This window comes from Candidatus Coxiella mudrowiae (assembly GCA_001077715.1).
GTDB lineage: Bacteria > Pseudomonadota > Gammaproteobacteria > Coxiellales > Coxiellaceae > Coxiella > Coxiella mudrowiae.
The window spans coordinates 777,388-794,891 of sequence record CP011126.1 but is presented as its reverse complement, the minus strand read 5'-3'; the positions used below and the strand labels follow the sequence as shown (position 1 = coordinate 794,891).

Below are 17,504 nucleotides of genomic sequence, written 5' to 3'. Positions count from 1 at the left end.
ATTATCTTCGCAATGCATTCAACCAGCATTACTCATGAAACCCATTCAAAGTTCTCTCTGGGGTTATCGTCGAAAAGCGCGATTGATCGTAAAATATGTAATAAAGATAAAGTTTTGATCAGATTTCGCGAAATAAATGCTCGTTATGTGGCTGATATTCAACGCTGTGAAATTGTAGACCCCTCAAATCAGTCTACATATTGGAGTTTTTAGCACACTCTTATATCAACTTGAAATACACAATAAGATTGCTCAAATAAAAATTGCAGTGGGTGATCAACAAGCTGCTATTATCGGTTAGACACCTTTCACCTATTCCTCCTTCCGATCTGAAAAAACTTTGCGCTTTTTCTAATGAATACCAATTAATACTTTATTTATACAGCCTAAAAGAATACAGCCTAAAAGAATACAGCCTAAAAGACTCGATAGCATTTATTTGGTATTGGCCAAAAAAGAAAAGAATTCTTTAACTTATCATTTAGAAAATAAGAAACTCGCCATCCAATTTCTACCTCATCAATTTATTTAAATAAATACTTACTTCCGTTAATCTGCAAATGATTAACCAAGCATTAATGGTGCTTGATTTAAAGTCTCAGGACCAACTACAACTACTAATTGATTTATTTTGTAGTATCGGTAATTTTTCATTACTTTTGGCTAAATATGTGAAGCACGTTGTAGAAGTTGAAACCGATTTTACCGCTGTCGAACAAGCAGAAATAAATATCCAAAATAATTCTATTTCAAATGCAGATTTTTTTTGTGAAGATTTATTCCATTCCCCTTACAGCGAAGAATTGGCAAAACGCCTGTTATGATAAAATCATATTAGATCCTCCCTGTAGCGGCGCCAAAGCACTCATACAATGGATAGTAAAAACCAATGTTATAACCCACACATTGTATATATCTCTTGCAATCCGACAACGTTGGCAGAAGATGCGAAAGAATTATTAAAAGGGTAGTTATTTATTATTAAAGGGTAGTTATTTGTTAAAAACCATATAGGTCTCATTGATATGTTCCCTCACAGCAATCATATAGAAGCCATAGCATTATTTACAAAATGTTAGAAAAAGTTCAACAATGGTTGCCTCAAATAGACAAGCAACGAAACAATCATCTGTTAAGAGCGGCCTGTTTATTGGCAGAATAATTAAGTGATCCCGCGCTCAAAGAAGATCTAGTGGAAAAAGGGTTAGCCATCGCCTCCGAATTGCGACACCTCCGTTGTGATAATCAGACACTCGCTGCTGCGTTAATTTATCCCGCCTTTACACAATTGAAAGAATAAAATGAGGTATTAACTAGCCAAATCGATGACACTGTAATTAAATTGGTGTCTGTCACATGGATATTATTGATCAGATATCGCTTCGAGCTAGTGAATTTTCTCAACAAAAAATTTCATTGATAATCTGTGGAAAATTTTATTGGCGATGGTGGACGATATTCGTATCGTACTCATCAAATTAGCAGAGCGATTAGTTACCTTACGTTTTTTACGCAATCAATGTTCTTCTTTACAAAAAGATATTGCCTAAAAAATTATGGATCTTTACGCGCCATTATCTAATCGCCTATGGTCAGTCAACTTAAATGGCAAATGGAAGATTGAGCTTTTCCCTACCTGGACCCTGATTACAGCAGGATTTCAAAATCTCTGGAGAAGCAATCTGGGAAAAAAGTATCCCAAAACCGGTTTTCACAAACAGGCTCTTAATCAAATCTATATCTTCTTTTAATTTCGCTTTCGTAACAGATTTGTTAGCCGCTATTTGGTGCAGGCGATATTAGAAATCCAGTCGGTATTGAACTACCTTCGAGCCTCAGAAAAAAACTCCAGAGCCTCAAACATTTCTTACACCACCAGAAATGCTTCAAACAAAAATTGGTCCCTACATCAGCCTGGAAAGAATAGGTAATTTGTTAACCCAATTAGGCCCGGTATTGCCAACCCATTCCAAGCGATCTTATTGTTAGTTATATTACTCAGGGACGAGGAATAACCATCCATCATCAAGATTGCTTTAATATCCAGCAGGCTCTCTTAAATATCGTCCCCAGCAGGTCACAATAATCCACCGGGATGAATCTTTACCTAAACAATATTCCATCGATGTTATGATTATCGCTGATAATCAGCCTAGCATTATTCGCGAGGTTACTAATACAATCACTAATGAAAATATTTCAATTTTAGGATTAAAAAGCTATGTGAATAAGTTAGAAAATTGTTGTTACATCAATCTTACTATCGAAATTAAAAATTTAGAATCACTTGATAAAATTCTTAAATATTTACAACAAATTCCCGATATATTAAGTCTTAAATGAAAACGTTAAAAGGAGTTTTTATGCGTCGTTTCAAAGATGTCCATTCTATAATTGAAAGTTTCCACAAAGTCCATTCACAACATTTGGTGGATCTTTTCGAAGCGTTTACTCAAGAATCAGATACTCCAAACTAAACTTAATTTTATGGAAATTATGAGAACTTCTTGGATGAAAAAACATTTGAAACTATCACCATGCTATTAAAGATTTTTTTTTAACAACTATCTGAAAAATTCATCTATTGAAGGAAATGCAGTTGCATTAAGAAAAGCGATTACTTCGCCCAATGGAAATTTCGTACTCTTTTCATTACTCACGAAAAAATCTTTTTTTTAGTATCAAATAGAGCCATCAAATAAAAAAATAAGGATGTCCTTATCTTTTCTGAGTAGGTTAGTATCGAAACGGTAATTGAGTATAATCACCAAAGAGAAAGCAAAATTCCGAAAATGATTTTTTAGATACAAGATTAATTCACCCTATCCCTTCCTTTCTAAAAAACTTTTACTAAGTGCATTTCCTAGCACGCTTTGGCGAAGAGAACATTCCTCACCCTGGGAGTCAGGGAAGAAATAGAATTAGCTCCTTACTACTTATAAATAAATTAACTGAGTAAAAGTCGTTTTTCAGCCTTCCTGAGTCGTCACCGCTTCTAAGCTGACGCTGGTAATCAGAGGCTTGCGAGTGAGTTCTACAATGTAAATGTATAACAATAAAGCTGCTATCCACAAAATGAACTGCCAGGCATCAGAAATTCTGAGATAACTCATTCCCAATCCAATCAGCCCTAAAATAAAGGATAAAGTACATAATAACAAAGTAGATAAAGAAGCATTCAAACCTGCCACATGTAGGACATGATGAAAATGGTCCCGACTAGCTACTAATATGGGCTTTCGTTGTCGAACTCGCAAGACAATGACATTTATCAAATCGAAAAGAGGGAAAGCCATTATCCACAGAATCGTCATAGGCTTAATCAATTCAGAATTTTTCTGGGATAAGTCAATTGCAAACCACGCTAATAGGAAAGCGATAAAGGTACTTCCAGAATCTCCCAAAAAAATACTGGCATGTCTGCGCCAGGGAAATCGCATATTAAAACTTAAAAAAACAATTAGCAAAATAATTAAAATAAATAAGAATTGAAAATCCAAAAAGCATTGTAACTGCGCACTTAAAAAGAGTAATAAAACCGCTTGTCCTAAAGCAACACCCCCGGCTAAGCCATCTTGACCATCGACCATATTCATCGCATTAATATTAGCTAATACCACTAATACCGTTAAAGGTATTGCCAATAAACCTATTTTCAAATCCCCCCCAAAAAATAAATTACCCAAATTAGAAAGGATCACATTCCCCCAAATAATCATCAGCAATGCCGCAAATAATTGGCCCACCAAGCGCAGCTTAGAACTTAAATCTCTAAAATCATCTACCACGCCCATAAGCACTAAAATGCTGCTGCCTTCTAACATTCCTCGATAAGGAAGTAACGATGTTGAAAGTGCTAATAAAGCAAAGCAAAAAGAAAAAAATAAAGCGATTCCCCCAATCAAAGGGACATTTTTTTTATGCCATTTCCGTCCATTGGGACGGTCCACAAACCCAATTCGGATAGCTAAAGGTCGTAAGAGCCAAATACAAAATAACGAAGCTAAAAATGCAATTACACCACTTTTTAATAGTTCCATAATTCACCTCTCCTACTGACCTAAAAAATTGAACACTTCTATTGATCCACTACAAGAGGAACATGATAACAAGCGTTAAAAAGACTATTCAAGCGGGATTTATTACAGAGTAATAGCCTGAATTGTGGGATGGCAATCCAGGCTACTACTAAGTTCTAAAGAATTTACCGTCAGGCAATTCGGATTATTTTTAACGATTCGATCGATAGTTTTTTTTCCGATACCCTGGACAGAAGCCAAATCTTATATCGATTTAAAATTATGCTGTTTTTGACGATACGCCACAACGGATTTCGCTTTTTTTAGACCCAATCCCCTTAAGGGTAACCAAAGGACTGATATCATCGGTGTTGATATTGATAGGTCCCAATTTCTGTGAAGCTACTGATGTGCGATGATATCTGCTAACGGCAGCGGGCTTTGCTTGTACAGAAAAAATGCTCCAATGAACATTTGAATTTTAAAAAGAACAATACAGGGTCATCGGTATGTGGGGATGTTTATGATTCGTTAGATCACTTTTTTTATCGAATTCGTAATCCTTTGTAAGGTTTCTCTCCGGTTTCTAGATTGGGTTATGGGTCTACCAATGACGAGATAATTGCTTCCCGCTTTAATAGCCGCTTCGGGTGTGATGGTACGTTTCTGATCATTTTTTTGATCCATCGCCAAACGAATACCAGGCGTTACTAATAAAAAATTTGATCCCAATTGTTTACGTAAAGCAGATACTTCATGCGCTGAACAGACTACCCCATTCAATCCCGATTCTTTAGCCAGCATTGCCATACGGGAAACCACCACGGATAGATCGTCGTTAATTCCTAACGTTTTTAAGTCGTTGCTATCTAAACTCGTTAAAACCGTAACGCCGATTAAAAGCGGTTTTTTAGCAATCGCCACGTTTTGTAGCGAATCGACCACAGTTTCCAGCATAGTTCGTCCACCCAAGATATGAATATTAATCATCCATACGCCTAAAAGCGCAGCCGCACGACAAGCACCAATTACTGTTTGCGGAATATCATGAAATTTTAAATCCAAAAAAATTTGATAACCCTTGTGCATTAGTTCTTCAACGAGCGAAGGCCCATAACGTGTAAATAAAATATTTCCAATTTTAAGATGACATAATTGGGGGTCTAATGAAGACACTTCTTCATATGCTTGATCCCGAGTGTCGGCATCAATAGAAACGATAATTTTAGGTTCAGCCTTCTTTTCCATTTCAGTTTCCTTCCAAGCCTTGAATAGGCTTTACTGTGTTCCAATGTTGGCAACTCGGACAAAGCCAAAACAACATTTTTCCAGAAAGACCACAATGGGAACATCGATAGATAGGCTTATCTGCCAGCAGTTTCTCAATAAATCTCTTCAAAATTAATAGCTTATTTCTAGTATCGCCACTGGAATTGAGTAGATATAAGCTCACCAAATGGGCAAGCCCTCGCAAGGAGGGTTGTCGCTGAATTTGTCGGGCTACAAACTCAATAGCAACCTTCTCTCCTTCTTGACGTTGCAAATAATCTGAAATAGCTAATACGAGCGAAATTCGAGAATATCGCACTAAGCACTCTTTAAAAAAAACAACCAATTTTTCTTCTTCATTTATATGCTGGTAACATTCAACAAGCGCTGCCACCACTTCGGAAATATAATCGGGATCTTGATCGATGACACGTTTATAACATCCAATGGCCTCTTTATAATGTTTCTCAGCACTTTCTTGACGAGCCTGAAGCAAACTGGCACGGACACAATTAGGATCTATGGCTTGTGCTCTCTTTAAGTAATAAGCGCCCTGCGAAGGGTGTCCTTTATCAATCAGTTGTTCAGCCAATTCACAATGGTATTGAGCAATAATATCTCGAACAGGCTCACCCAAGGCCAATAATTTTTGCGCAGTCTCAATTGCTTTTTGCCAATCTTTCTCTTGCTGGTAAATGTGTAACAAAAATCGTAAGCTGCCTTGATTCTCTTCCCCCATTTCTACGAGCTCAAGAAATAAACGTTCTGCACGATCCAATACCCCAGCTCGCAAATAATCTTGCCCTAATTCAGATAAAGCATGAAATCGCTGTTCTTTGGCAAGTTGGGGTCGAGCAATTAAATTTTGATGAACACGAATAGCACGATCGACTTCGCCACGGCGACGAAATAGACTACCCAATGCTAAATGCGTTTCTACCGTATCTGTATCAACCTCGAGTAATTTAATAAAAACATCGACAGCTTTGTCAGGCTGTTCATTGATTAAATAATTTAAACCCTTAAAATAATTGTGGCGCAAAGCGGGCGACAATTTAGAATTATTTCTAAATGAAACTCGATGACCCGCAAACCACCCTCCGACGGCTGCTACAGGCAATAATAAAAAAAGTGTTTCGACGATCACTAATGAACATCCTTAATTGGAATAGTTCGTAAATTTTCCACTTCTTGTTCGATTTGTTTTACCTTATATTTAAGCTGACGAACGGTGTTTTTATTTTTAATCCAGGAAGGCAACAAAACGATAATTCCTAATGCTGCACCAACCAACAATGCTAATAAAATTATCAACGGCAAATAAATGGCTTGTGTGTCCAGATAATAATTGAGAACTATTTTTTGCGGATTAAGAGCAGCAAAGGTAATACCTAACAAAATAATTAATATCCAAAAAAGATATAAAATGTAACGCATAAGTCCATCCTTCATTCAGTTACTCGAGGAGTTTTCCAAGTCATATTCTACCTGAAATTAATAAGAGATGCTTGGCTCATAAAAACGCAGAGCGCTTCAGAGGAATAATTTTGTAGAGACTTATAATGGGATAAAGAGAGAAATAGTGCTGTTTCTCCCCTTATAAGGGGAGAAACAGGAGACAGTTTTACCTGAAGGATTTATCGAATTTATCGATCTACTTTTCTTATTTGTTTTGCATTTGCTCTTTGAGGAGATCTCCCAAAGTAGTTTTCGTCGGCACATCAGTTACTGTCCGACTTCCATTATCAGAACGTCCTTCCACAGCTTTATGAGATACTTGAATGAGACGATTTTTACGATCAACATTAATGATTTTGACTGCGATTTCATCACCTACATTGAGTTCCTCTGTCAAATCTTTTACACGATCATAGGTGTAGTCTGCTAAGCGCATTTGACCAAACACCTGCTCGCCCAATTCTAAAGTAGCTTGTTTTCTTTCAATTTCTTTTACTTTGGCTTGGATGGTCGCATCTCTATCGTGTTTTTCCAGGAACTCTTCTACTGGATTGCCTTCGAGCTGTTTGATCCCCAGAGAAACTCGCTCACGTTCAGGATCGATCGCCAAGATAATGGCTTCCACTTCATCACCTTTCTTATAACGACGAATTGCTTCCTCACCACTTTCTGACCAAGAAATATCGGATAAATGTACGAGGCCATCGATATCGCCCTCCAATCCAATAAACATGCCAAAATCGGTAATGGAGCGAATTTTACCTGTAATTTTTTCATATTTTTGATGTTTTTCAGCGAATTCTTGCCATGGATTGTGCTTGCATTGTTTAATCCCCAATGAAATACGACGACGCTCTTCGTCGATTTCAAGCACCATAATCTCGACTTCTTCTCCAGGTTGAACCACTTTACTGGGATGAATATTTTTATTAGTCCAATTCAATTCAGAAGTATGGACTAACCCTTCCACACCCTCTTCGAGTTGAACAAAGCAACCGTAATCCGTGATATTGGTTACTTTTCCAAATACTCGCGAGTTTACGGGGTAGCGTCGTTTAATATTTAACCAGGGGTCATCGGCCAATTGTTTCATTCCTAACGACACACGATTTTTATCGCGATCAAATTTGAGAACTTTAACGTGAACCTCATCCCCTATATCAAGCAACTCACTCGGATGTTTGAGGCGTTTCCAAGCCATATCAGTGATATGGAGCAAACCATCAACGCCTCCTAAATCGACAAAAGCACCGTAATCAGTAATATTTTTAATAATCCCTTTAACTTCTTGCCCCTCCTGGAGTTCCTCTAATCGAGCGAGACGCTCAGCGCTAGATTCAGCCTCCATTACGGCACGTCGGGAAACAACAACATTATTTCGATGGCGATCCATCTTAATAATTTTGAAATCATGTTCGGTATCTTTGAGGGAATCTGGGTCTCGAATGGGTTTGAGGTCTACTAAAGAACCCGGCAAAAAAGCGCGAATTGAATTGATTTCCACAGTAAATCCGCCTTTAACCCGTTCTACGATCTTGCCTTTAACCAATTCTCCGGTTTTATAAGATTTTTCAACCTGGCTCCAAGCTTTCGTACGGCGTGCTTTTTCACGTGATAAGCGGGTTTCACCAAAACCATTGTCAGGAGTATCAACCACCACATCCACTTTATCACCCACGTGAATTTCTTCGTGGCGGAATTCAGAAGCAGGTATAACTCCTTCGGATTTAAGACCGGCATTAACAATTACCCGGTCGGGTCCAATTTCAACAATAGTAGCCTTAACTAAGGCACCAGGCCGTAAATCAGTTTCTATTAAACTTTTTTCAAATAAATCAGCAAAATTTTCGCTCATGCACTCACACATTATTTTTAACTATACCAAAGGTATGGGTTATCGTTAAATTTTATCCTGTCTAAACAGATAGGCAAGACCCCTAACTTAATTAACCAAGTCCCCGCTCTTTGATGTGGTTCATAACCTTTACAAAGACTTCTTCGATACTTAATTTAGTGGTATCGATAATCAGAGCATCCGCTGCGGGTTTGGTAGGAGAAATTATTCGGTTAACGTCATGGTGATCACGCTCCTCCAAATCTTCTTGGATGTCACGCAGGCTAACATTAATCCCTCGTCTTTGCAACTGCCTATAGCGCCGGTAAGCGCGTTCTTGTGGATCGGCATCAAAATAGAATTTAAGAGTAGTGTTGGGAAAAACAACCGTTCCCATATCGCGACCATCAGCCACTAATCCCGGCCAACGACGAAAATCATGCTGGTATTTAAGAAGGGCTTGCCGAACCACCGACAAGGCCGAAGCCTTAGAAGCCAAAGCGCCACACTTTTCGGTTCGGATGGCCTCCGTAATATCATGGTTATCACAACTAACTTTTAGCTTTCTAACAACAGGCTGGCTTTCGACTGCTATTTGAAGTCGTTTTAGAAGATCAGCAATCCCTTTCTGGTCTGCTAAGGAAACACCGTAGTAAGATAATGCCCAAGCTATCGCACGGTAAATAATCCCACTATCCAAAAAATGCCAATGTAAAGCTTGAGCGACTCTAAGAGCAATAGTCCCTTTTCCAGAACTGGAAGGACCATCAATGGTAATAACCGGGGCTTGTTTTTTTAGATTAGTCATATTTCGTTCCACTGGAAAGGATTAAAGATCTCTGCCTAAATTTAAAGAACCTTTAATTCCATTCCTATTTCATTCGCTAACTCAACAAAATTAGGAAAAGAAGTTTTAACATTCTTACAATTGTGAATACGCACAGGAGCTTTTGCTACAGTCCCTGCAATTGCAAACGCCATGGCAATGCGATGATCGTCGTAACTGAAAATCGTTCCACCTTGAAACTTCCCTCCTTGAACAATGAGTCCATCAGGAAGCGATTCTACTTTAATTCCTAACTTTTGCAGCCCCTCTGCCATAGCAGCAATGCGGTCAGTTTCTTTTACTCGTAATTCTTTGGCACCTCGCAATACAGTTTGCCCTCGCGCAGCAGCGGCAGCAATTAATAGAATAGGAAATTCATCAATAGCGAGCGACACTTGTTCTTGCGGAATTTCAATACCATCAAGAGGAGCATAGCGCACGCAAATATCACCAACAGGTTCTCCATTTTTTTCTTGATGAGTTACAATCTCAATATTCGCACCCATCATTTTTAATAAATTTATAATACCAAGACGTGTAGGATTTAGACCTACCTGGCGCAAACAAACAGAAGAACCAGGTGTGATAGTTGCTGCTACAATGAAAAAAGCGGCCGATGAAATATCGCCAGGAATCGAAATATCTCTTGCTTTAAGAATACCTCCCCCATAGAGACAAGTACGAAGATTTTCGACTCGCACAGGGTAATTAAAATGCGTTAACAGCCGCTCCGTGTGATCACGAGAAGGCACTCGTTCTGTGATGCAAGTTTCCCCCTGCGCATATAATCCTGCTAATAATAAGCAAGATTTCACTTGAGCGCTTGCGATAGGTAAATGATAATGAATCCCTTTTAAATTAGAATTTCCGCTAATTTTAAGTGGAGGCACGTTTTCAGCCGATTCAATTTTTCCACCCATTTGCACCAAAGGATCAATAATAAACTTCATGGGACGACGCCTTAAAGACTGGTCACCCGTGAGAGTAGTAGTGAAGGATTGTCCTGCTAATAAGCCGGTTAATAATCGAATAGCTGTTCCCGAATTACCACAATCAATAACATCGGGTGGAGCAGTTAATCCATCCTTTCCCACTCCGTCCACTAATAATATATTTTCATCTTCGATCACTTCGATAGTGACACCCATTTTTTGAAAGGCGCTTATTGTAGCTAGGTTATCGGCACCCATTAAAAAACCATTCACCTGCGTTCGTCCTTCAGAAATAGCGCTTAAAATCACCACTCGATGAGAAATCGATTTGTCACCCGGAACACAAATTTCGCCATTTAAATTATTTGATGCGATAATGTAATAGTCCATCTTCTTAACCGTGCTGTTTTTCAAACTGTTGCATAAAATCAATTAAGGCATCGATGCCGGATTCTGGCATCGCATTATAAATGCTAGCTCGCATCCCGCCTACCAAACGATGCCCCTTCAAATTTGCCAAACCATTTTCTGCAGCTTTTTTCAAAAAAAGAAAATTAAGATTTTCATCTGCTAAGGTAAAAACAACATTCATTCTCGAACGATATTTAGGATCGATTGCATTATGATAAAAATTACTTTTATCAATAGCATTGTAAAATTTTTTCGCTTTTCGTTCATTACGTTCAGCTAGAGCCGAAAGGCCTCCTTCCTTTTTTAACCATTTAAAAACTAAACCCGCAATATACCAAGCAAATGTCGGTGGTGTATTCCATAACGAATTTTCTTTGACGTGTAAGGCATAATGCAAAAAACTGGGAGTTGCTGGAAGAGGATTTCGATTTAATAAATCTTCACAAATGATTACGATCGTCAATCCGGCCATTCCAATATTTTTTTGAGCACAAGCGAAAATCAATCCATATCGCGAGACGTCAAAAGGACGCGATAATAAATTTGATGACATATCACAAACCAAGGTCAAGCTCGTTTCAGGAATAAAGGGAAATTCAATTCCGTTTACTGTCTCATTATCAACGTAATATAAATACGCTGCCTCTTGGGGAATATCCCAGGTAGCTTGATCAGGAAGGGTTTTATAATGGAAACTCCTTGCACTCGCCGCTAAATGAAGATTGCAATAACGTTTTGCTTCTTCAATCGCCTGTTGGGACCAAATTCCGGAATCGACGTAAACTGCAGCCTTATGGTTACCCATTAAATTCATGGGCACCATAGAGAATTGCAATCGAGCCCCACCCTGCAAAAATAAAATCCGATAATTTTCCGGAATCGCCAATAGCTCTCTAAGATCATGTTCCGACTCTTCAACGACTTTTTTAAATTCTTCACCACGGTGGGAAACTTCCGCTATCGACATTCCGGTGCCGTGCCAATCTAATAATTCATCACCTACCGTGCAAAAAACCGTTTCTGGCAACATGGCTGGACCAGCAGAAAAATTGTAAATACGAGACATAAAAAAATCCTTGTGCTGATATTTTAACCCTTATTCCTGTTCTCCTATTAATTCTGCAGAAATAGCCTCCATTCCCACTAAAGATTCTTCTTGTGCCAACTGAATCAATCGAACTCCCTGAGTGTTTCTCCCCATTTGTGAAATTTCATTCACACGGATGCGAACTAAAGTACCCTTATCGCTAATTAACAATACTTCATCGTTATCAAACACTTGGGCGGCGGAAACTACATTTCCGTTACGACGATTGACACGAATGGCAATAACACCTTGGCCGCCTCGACCTGTGGGTCGGTAATCTTCTATAGTCGTGCGTTGTCCATAGCCATGTATAGTTGTTGTTAAAATATACCCTCCTGGTTTTACAATAATTAACGCAATTACACTTTGGTTTTCTTTCAATTTAATTCCACGCACTCCCCGTGCTGAGCGCCCCATTTCACGTACTTCATTTTCATGAAAACGAATGGCTTTGCCCACATCAGTCACGAGCATTACTTCTTTATTTCCATCAGTAATATCAACTCCTACTAAGCGATCCCCTTCTTTCAATGCTAATGCAATTTTCCCATTCGTTCGGGGTTGAGAAAATTCAGCTAATGTAACTTTTTTCACCGAGCCTTGAGCTGTAGTCATAAAAACAAAATGAGATTTGTCATAATGACGTATAGACAATATAGTAGAAATGTGTTCGTCTTTAGCCAACGGAAGTAAATTAACGACCGGACGTCCGCGTGAAGTGCGACCACCTTGCGGCACTTGATAAACCTTAAGCCAATATACTTTTCCGTAAGTAGAAAAACATAAAATCGTATCATGGGAATTTGCCACGAGAATATTTTTTACGAAATCTTGTTCCTTTACTGCTGCAGCAAGCTTACCTCGTCCCCCTCGATGTTGGACTTGATAACTACTTAACGATTGCGATTTGATATAACCCTCGTGCGACAAAGTTACAAATAAATGTTCCTCAGGAATTAAATCTTCATTTGTTAGATCCGATTTAACATCGAAAATTTCAGTTCGACGCGCATCGCCAAATTGAGTTTTGACGTCAATTAATTCATCCCGAATAACTTGATATAATTTATTAGGATCAGAAATAATCGAAATTAATTCACCAATGTAATCGATAATAGCAATATATTCTTCACGAATTTTATTGCTTTCGAGACCAGTTAATTGATGCAAACGCAAATCTAAAATAGCTTGCGCTTGTGCCGGCGACAAATGATAACCGTCGGTTTGCAATCCGTATTCAAGCTTTAAATTCTTAGGACGAGTGCGATCGCTTTCCATTTTTTGTAATAATCTCGCCACCTCCCCAGGTTTCCATGCTCTTGCTAATAAGTTTTCTTTAGCAATCCTAGGAGTTTTCACTTTTTTAATAAGAGCAATTACTTCGTCGATATTGGCCAGAGCGACTCCAAGCCCTTCCAAAATATGTGCTCTTTCGCGAGCTTTACGTAATTCAAAAAGAGTTCGGCGCGTTACAACTTCTCGACGGTGTTGTAAAAAAGCACTTAGTAACTGCTTTAAATTTAATACGCGTGGTTGACCGTCATCTAAAGCCACCATATTAATACCAAATACCGTTTGCAATTGGGTCTGGGCATAAAGATTATTGAGTAGAACTTCCGCATTATTAGCACGACTTACTTGAATCAGCATTCTCATACCGCGCTTATCGGATTCATCGCGCAACCCAGAAATCCCTTCAATTTTCTTTTCATGCACTAATTCGCCAATTTTTTCCAACAAGCGTGCTTTATTCACTTGATAAGGAAGTTCAGAAACAATAATTTGGGAACGCCCACTTTTTGTAACTTCGATGTCAACTTTCGCACGCACATAAATACGCCCTCGGCCGGTTTTATATGCTTGGATAATGCCGTTACGACCATTAATAATTCCTGCCGTTGGAAAATCAGGCCCGGGTACATAACGCATGAGTTCTTCTACAGTTAAATCCGAATTATCAATTAACGCTAGAGTAGCATCAATAATTTCATTCAAATTATGAGGAGGAATATTAGTCGCCATTCCTACCGCAATACCTGAAGAACCATTGACTAATAAGTTGGGAATACGAGTAGGCAGAACAAACGGTGCCGTTTCAGTTTCATCATAATTGGGAACATAATCCACGGTTTCTTTATCGAGATCTGCCATTAAGGCGTCAGCAAATCGCGACAACCGAATTTCGGTATAGCGCATAGCTGCAGGTGCATCGCCATCAACAGAACCAAAATTACCTTGGCCATCAATCAACAAATAACGGAGGCTAAAAGGCTGCGCCATTCTTACTATTGTGTCATAGACAGCAACGTCGCCATGAGGATGGTATTTACCAATCACATCCCCCACAATCCGAGCAGATTTCTTGTACGGTTTATTCCAATCATTTCCTAATTCACTCATCGCATAGAGAACCCGACGATGCACTGGCTTCAATCCATCCCGCACATCCGGTAATGCTCGACCCACAATCACACTCATAGCATAATCGAGGTAGGATTGTTTCAATTCATCTTCGATAGTGATGGGAATAATTTCATGTGCAAATTCCGCCATGACGCTTCCTCTGTTTTTTCCAATTAAAACAATTTGTTACCTCTCTGTACAAAGAGGAATATTATATCACATCTTAGTGGGCTTGTAAGCAAAGGTAGATTTTCTGCTTAATGCGATGCAGAGAATATCAACTAGACCGAGCATTATCATTCCGTTACTATGACATCCGTTTATTATGGAGGTATTTTTTATGGAAAATATTGATTTACTCATCAGTGCACGGTGGATTCTCCCAATCGCGCCCCAGAATCAAATTCTAGAGCGTCATGCTTTAGTCATTCGCGGCGAATATATTATTGACCTTCTATCTCTAGAAAAAGCTAAGCAAAAATATCGCACCACAGATTATCTAAATTTGGAAGACCATGTGATAATGCCGGGTTTGGTCAATTCTCATACGCACACTCCAATGAATCTTTTCCGTGGATTAGCAGATGACCTCCAATTACTGGATTGGTTACAAAAACATATCTGGCCTGCTGAAAAAGCTTTGATCAATGCAGAATCTGTTCGCACAGGAACCGAATTGGCTATTGCTGAAATGTTGCGCGGTGGAACAACCTGTTTTAATGACCATTATTTTTTTCATGACACAATTGCTCAAGTTGCTAGTGAAGCAGGTATTCGCGCTTGTGTTGGAATACTTGTGATGAATGTTCCTACTGAGTGGGCCAAAGACGAAAAAACTTATTTATCTCGTGCAAAAGAAACTCTAACCAAAAATGAGATCCGCCCCCTCATTTCCTGGGCTTTAGCACCACACGCACCCTATACAGTCAGCGACACAGCTTTAAAAGAAATTATAAAATTATCTGAACAATACAATCTGCCTGTTCACATGCACATCCATGAAACAAAACATGAAATTGAACAAGGTTTACAGGAATATGGAAAAAGACCACTCGCTCGATTGCATGAGCTTGGTTTATTATCCCAACACCTAATCGCCGTGCACATGACACAACTGACACCAAAAGAAATTGAGCTTGTTCGAAAAACGCAAACCAATGTGGTTCATTGTCCAGAATCTAATTTAAAGCTCGCTAGTGGCATTGCTCCCATCGCCAAACTTCTACGAGCAGGAGTCAATGTAGCCATTGGCACGGATGGAGCAGCGAGCAATAACGATCTCGATTTATTCGGCGAAATGAGAACCGCTGCTTTTACTGCTAAAGTATCAGGCGCAGACCCCACGCATCTACCAGCTGAAGAAGCTATTAAGATGGCAACTTTGAATGGAGCTAAAATACTAGGATTAGAAAATAAAATTGGCTCACTCGAAATTGGGAAATTGGCCGATATAGTTGCTGTGGACTTAAGCTCTTATCTCACTCAACCCGTCTTTAATCCCATATCACATTTAGTGTATGCGACTAACCGACTCCAAGTGAGCGATGTGTGGGTGGCAGGCAAACAATTACTTAAACAAGGTGAATTTACAAAATTAGATATTAAGCGCATACTCAAAGACAGTTTAAAATGGGTAGATCGCGCTTTACCCTATAAAGCTTTTGCCAAATTAGAAACTATTGTAACCTGATGCCTCTACCCCAAAAAGTTACGATCGTAGAAGTGGGTCCGCGAGACGGACTTCAGAACGAAGCTTCCATGGTGCCTACTGAATTGAAAATTAAATTTATTAATCAATTGTCACAGACTGGCTTATCAGTCATTGAAGCAACTAGCTTTGTGTCTCCTAAATGGATTCCCCAGATGAAGGATCATACGGAGATTATGAATAAAATTAAACGGTACCCTAATGTTCGTTATACGGCATTAGTACCTAATGAGCATGGTTTCGACGACGCATTGGTGGCCAAACCCTCAGAAATTGCTGTATTTACTGCTGCTTCAGAAACCTTTTCTCGAAAAAACACCAATTGTTCGATTGAAGAAAGTTTAAATCGCATCACACGAGTAATTGAACGAGCGAAGCAAAATGCTATTGCTGTTCGGGGTTATGTTTCTTGCGTACTGGGTTGTCCTTATGAAGGAGATATATCACCACAACAAGTACTCCAAGTAGCTGAAAAATTAATTTGCTTAGGCTGTTACCAAATTTCGTTAGGAGACACAATTGGGGTTGGGACACCGTTTAAAGCACAGCAGCTGATCGATGTAGTTTCCGAGAAAATTCCTGTGGAAAAACTAGCCGTTCATTTTCATGATACTTATGCACAAGCGCTAACAAACATTTATGTCAGTTTAGAAAAAGGAATTACTACTATTGATAGCGCCGTTGGTGGTCTCGGGGGCTGCCCTTATGCGCCAGGTGCTGGTGGAAATGTCGCTACAGAAGACGTCGTTTATTTATTAAATGGTATGGAAATCCAATGCGGAGTTGATTTAAATCGACTAATAAAAACAGGGCAATTAATTTGCAATTATTTAGATCGACCCTCTCGATCCAAAGTAGCCATTGCGTTAACTACCATGCAGCAACATTCTTCCAGATAGTTTTTTCACTCTGCAATATATTTGTTTCAAGCTTGCAGCACCAGGGCCGTTGGACGAAAGAACAACTTAAAGGGAAGGAAGAGGAATTAGAAAAACGATTTTTTTTATAATGTGCCAGATACCAGATAAAGACATAAAAATAATAATCAATACAACCAATAAAATATATTTACCAGTGTATAGTATAACCTATAGAAGGAAATTCCTCCAGCCCAAACAAGAGCACCAACGATATTAAAAACACTGTAACGATAATAATCCTATTTTGCGTCATCCCAGCGACAACGGGAACAAAAGTACGAATAACTGGAACCAATCTTCCCAAAATCACTGATTTCCCTCCGTACCTAATTATAGAATTTCTTCGCTTAAACCAAATAGCTTAAACCAAATAACTTTTCTTAAACCAAAAATCTTAAACCAAAAAGTATCCTTCTGCTTTAAAAGCGAATCACCCAGCTTCGCCCACCCAATAAGCTAAAAAGTAGCCTAAAATGGCAGTAATGATGATCGCTGAGACTAAGATCCAAATTTTAAGAAATCCTTGTGAAACGGAGTAACCCAGCAGAGAAAAGCAAGCTATCCCCAGATAAAAAGAAACAAATAAAAATTCATGTTTCTAAAAATATAACCAACAAAATATCTAGTAACCAATAGC

General features: G+C 38.8%; 14 protein-coding genes and 1 pseudogene. 6 read left to right on the top strand and 9 right to left on the bottom strand.

What is annotated here, in order from left to right; genetic code table 11:
• Nucleotides 1-536: 536 nt before the first annotated feature.
• The 4 genes from CleRt_RS03885 (at nucleotide 537) to CleRt_RS11690 (ending at nucleotide 2,343) form a co-directional block, all read left to right on the top strand.
• Nucleotides 537-824, top strand: coding sequence for a methyltransferase (locus CleRt_RS03885; RefSeq protein ID WP_306686821.1), 288 nt, complete (start codon nucleotides 537-539; stop codon nucleotides 822-824).
• A 570-nt stretch (nucleotides 825-1,394) separates the two neighbouring features.
• A complete protein-coding gene (locus CleRt_RS11695; RefSeq protein ID WP_371440253.1) occupies nucleotides 1,395-1,550 on the top strand; it encodes an HD domain-containing protein in 156 nt (51 codons plus the stop codon).
• A 416-nt stretch (nucleotides 1,551-1,966) separates the two neighbouring features.
• On the top strand, nucleotides 1,967-2,086 hold the full coding sequence (locus tag CleRt_RS14550) for a hypothetical protein (RefSeq protein WP_503465669.1): 120 nt from the start codon (nucleotides 1,967-1,969) through the stop codon (nucleotides 2,084-2,086).
• A complete protein-coding gene (locus CleRt_RS11690) occupies nucleotides 2,083-2,343 on the top strand; it encodes an ACT domain-containing protein (RefSeq protein ID WP_371440252.1) in 261 nt (86 codons plus the stop codon). The genes CleRt_RS14550 and CleRt_RS11690 overlap by 4 nt, the downstream gene beginning before the upstream one ends.
• Nucleotides 2,344-2,969: 626 nt before the next feature.
• On the opposite strand, the gene CleRt_RS03870 is transcribed toward CleRt_RS11690, so the two are convergent.
• The 9 genes from CleRt_RS03870 to gyrA form a co-directional block, all read right to left on the bottom strand.
• Nucleotides 2,970-4,040, bottom strand: a complete 1,071-nt coding sequence (locus CleRt_RS03870; RefSeq protein WP_048875163.1) for an MraY family glycosyltransferase — start codon at nucleotides 4,038-4,040, stop codon at nucleotides 2,970-2,972.
• Between the two features lie 510 nt (nucleotides 4,041-4,550).
• The gene (gene pyrF / locus CleRt_RS03865; RefSeq protein WP_048875162.1) at nucleotides 4,551-5,267 is read right to left on the bottom strand and encodes an orotidine-5'-phosphate decarboxylase; all 717 of its coding nucleotides are present in this window, start codon (nucleotides 5,265-5,267) and stop codon (nucleotides 4,551-4,553) included.
• Between the two features lies 1 nt (nucleotide 5,268).
• Nucleotides 5,269-6,435, bottom strand: a complete 1,167-nt coding sequence (gene lapB, locus CleRt_RS03860; protein WP_048875161.1) for a lipopolysaccharide assembly protein LapB — start codon at nucleotides 6,433-6,435, stop codon at nucleotides 5,269-5,271.
• Nucleotides 6,435-6,725, bottom strand: coding sequence for a lipopolysaccharide assembly protein LapA domain-containing protein (locus tag CleRt_RS03855; protein WP_048875781.1), 291 nt, complete (start codon nucleotides 6,723-6,725; stop codon nucleotides 6,435-6,437). Before CleRt_RS03855 ends, lapB begins: the two co-directional genes overlap by 1 nt.
• 226 nt (nucleotides 6,726-6,951) lie before the next feature.
• Nucleotides 6,952-8,601 (bottom strand): 30S ribosomal protein S1, encoded by a 1,650-nt coding sequence (rpsA, locus tag CleRt_RS03850; protein WP_048875160.1) that lies wholly within the window; start codon nucleotides 8,599-8,601, stop codon nucleotides 6,952-6,954.
• A gap of 91 nt (nucleotides 8,602-8,692) precedes the next feature.
• On the bottom strand, nucleotides 8,693-9,388 hold the full coding sequence (gene cmk, locus CleRt_RS03845; protein WP_048875159.1) for a (d)CMP kinase: 696 nt from the start codon (nucleotides 9,386-9,388) through the stop codon (nucleotides 8,693-8,695).
• A gap of 41 nt (nucleotides 9,389-9,429) precedes the next feature.
• Entirely contained in the window at nucleotides 9,430-10,728 is a 1,299-nt protein-coding gene (gene aroA, locus CleRt_RS03840; RefSeq protein WP_048875158.1) for a 3-phosphoshikimate 1-carboxyvinyltransferase, read from the bottom strand.
• Nucleotides 10,729-10,732: 4 nt separating this feature from the next.
• Nucleotides 10,733-11,815, bottom strand: coding sequence for a 3-phosphoserine/phosphohydroxythreonine transaminase (serC, locus tag CleRt_RS03835; RefSeq protein WP_048875157.1), 1,083 nt, complete (start codon nucleotides 11,813-11,815; stop codon nucleotides 10,733-10,735).
• 30 nt (nucleotides 11,816-11,845) lie between these two features.
• Nucleotides 11,846-14,389, bottom strand: a complete 2,544-nt coding sequence (gyrA, locus tag CleRt_RS03830) for a DNA gyrase subunit A (RefSeq protein WP_048875156.1) — start codon at nucleotides 14,387-14,389, stop codon at nucleotides 11,846-11,848.
• 187 nt (nucleotides 14,390-14,576) lie between these two features.
• Between gyrA and CleRt_RS03825 the strand changes: the two are divergent.
• Nucleotides 14,577-15,929, top strand: a pseudogene (locus CleRt_RS03825) (TRZ/ATZ family hydrolase); the annotation flags it as partial.
• Nucleotides 15,929-16,846 carry a hydroxymethylglutaryl-CoA lyase gene (locus CleRt_RS03820; protein WP_048875154.1) on the top strand — a complete coding sequence of 306 codons (918 nt, stop codon included), beginning with the start codon at nucleotides 15,929-15,931 and terminating at the stop codon, nucleotides 16,844-16,846. The pseudogene CleRt_RS03825 and the gene CleRt_RS03820, both read left to right, overlap by 1 nt.
• The last annotated feature ends 658 nt before the right edge of the window (nucleotides 16,847-17,504 follow it).

Excerpts from the sequence above, each read along its gene's own strand:
- cmk (WP_048875159.1), bottom strand. The coding sequence starts at position 9,388 with ATGACTAATCTAAAAAAACAAGCCCCGGTTATTACCATTGATGGTCCT.
- CleRt_RS03870 (WP_048875163.1), bottom strand. The coding sequence starts at position 4,040 with ATGGAACTATTAAAAAGTGGTGTAATTGCATTTTTAGCTTCGTTATTT.
- gyrA (WP_048875156.1), bottom strand. The coding sequence starts at position 14,389 with ATGGCGGAATTTGCACATGAAATTATTCCCATCACTATCGAAGATGAA.
- serC (WP_048875157.1), bottom strand. The coding sequence starts at position 11,815 with ATGTCTCGTATTTACAATTTTTCTGCTGGTCCAGCCATGTTGCCAGAA.
- pyrF (WP_048875162.1), bottom strand. The coding sequence starts at position 5,267 with ATGGAAAAGAAGGCTGAACCTAAAATTATCGTTTCTATTGATGCCGAC.
- rpsA (WP_048875160.1), bottom strand. The coding sequence starts at position 8,601 with ATGAGCGAAAATTTTGCTGATTTATTTGAAAAAAGTTTAATAGAAACT.
- aroA (WP_048875158.1), bottom strand. The coding sequence starts at position 10,728 with ATGGACTATTACATTATCGCATCAAATAATTTAAATGGCGAAATTTGT.
- CleRt_RS03855 (WP_048875781.1), bottom strand. The coding sequence starts at position 6,725 with ATGCGTTACATTTTATATCTTTTTTGGATATTAATTATTTTGTTAGGT.
- CleRt_RS03820 (WP_048875154.1), top strand. The coding sequence starts at position 15,929 with ATGCCTCTACCCCAAAAAGTTACGATCGTAGAAGTGGGTCCGCGAGAC.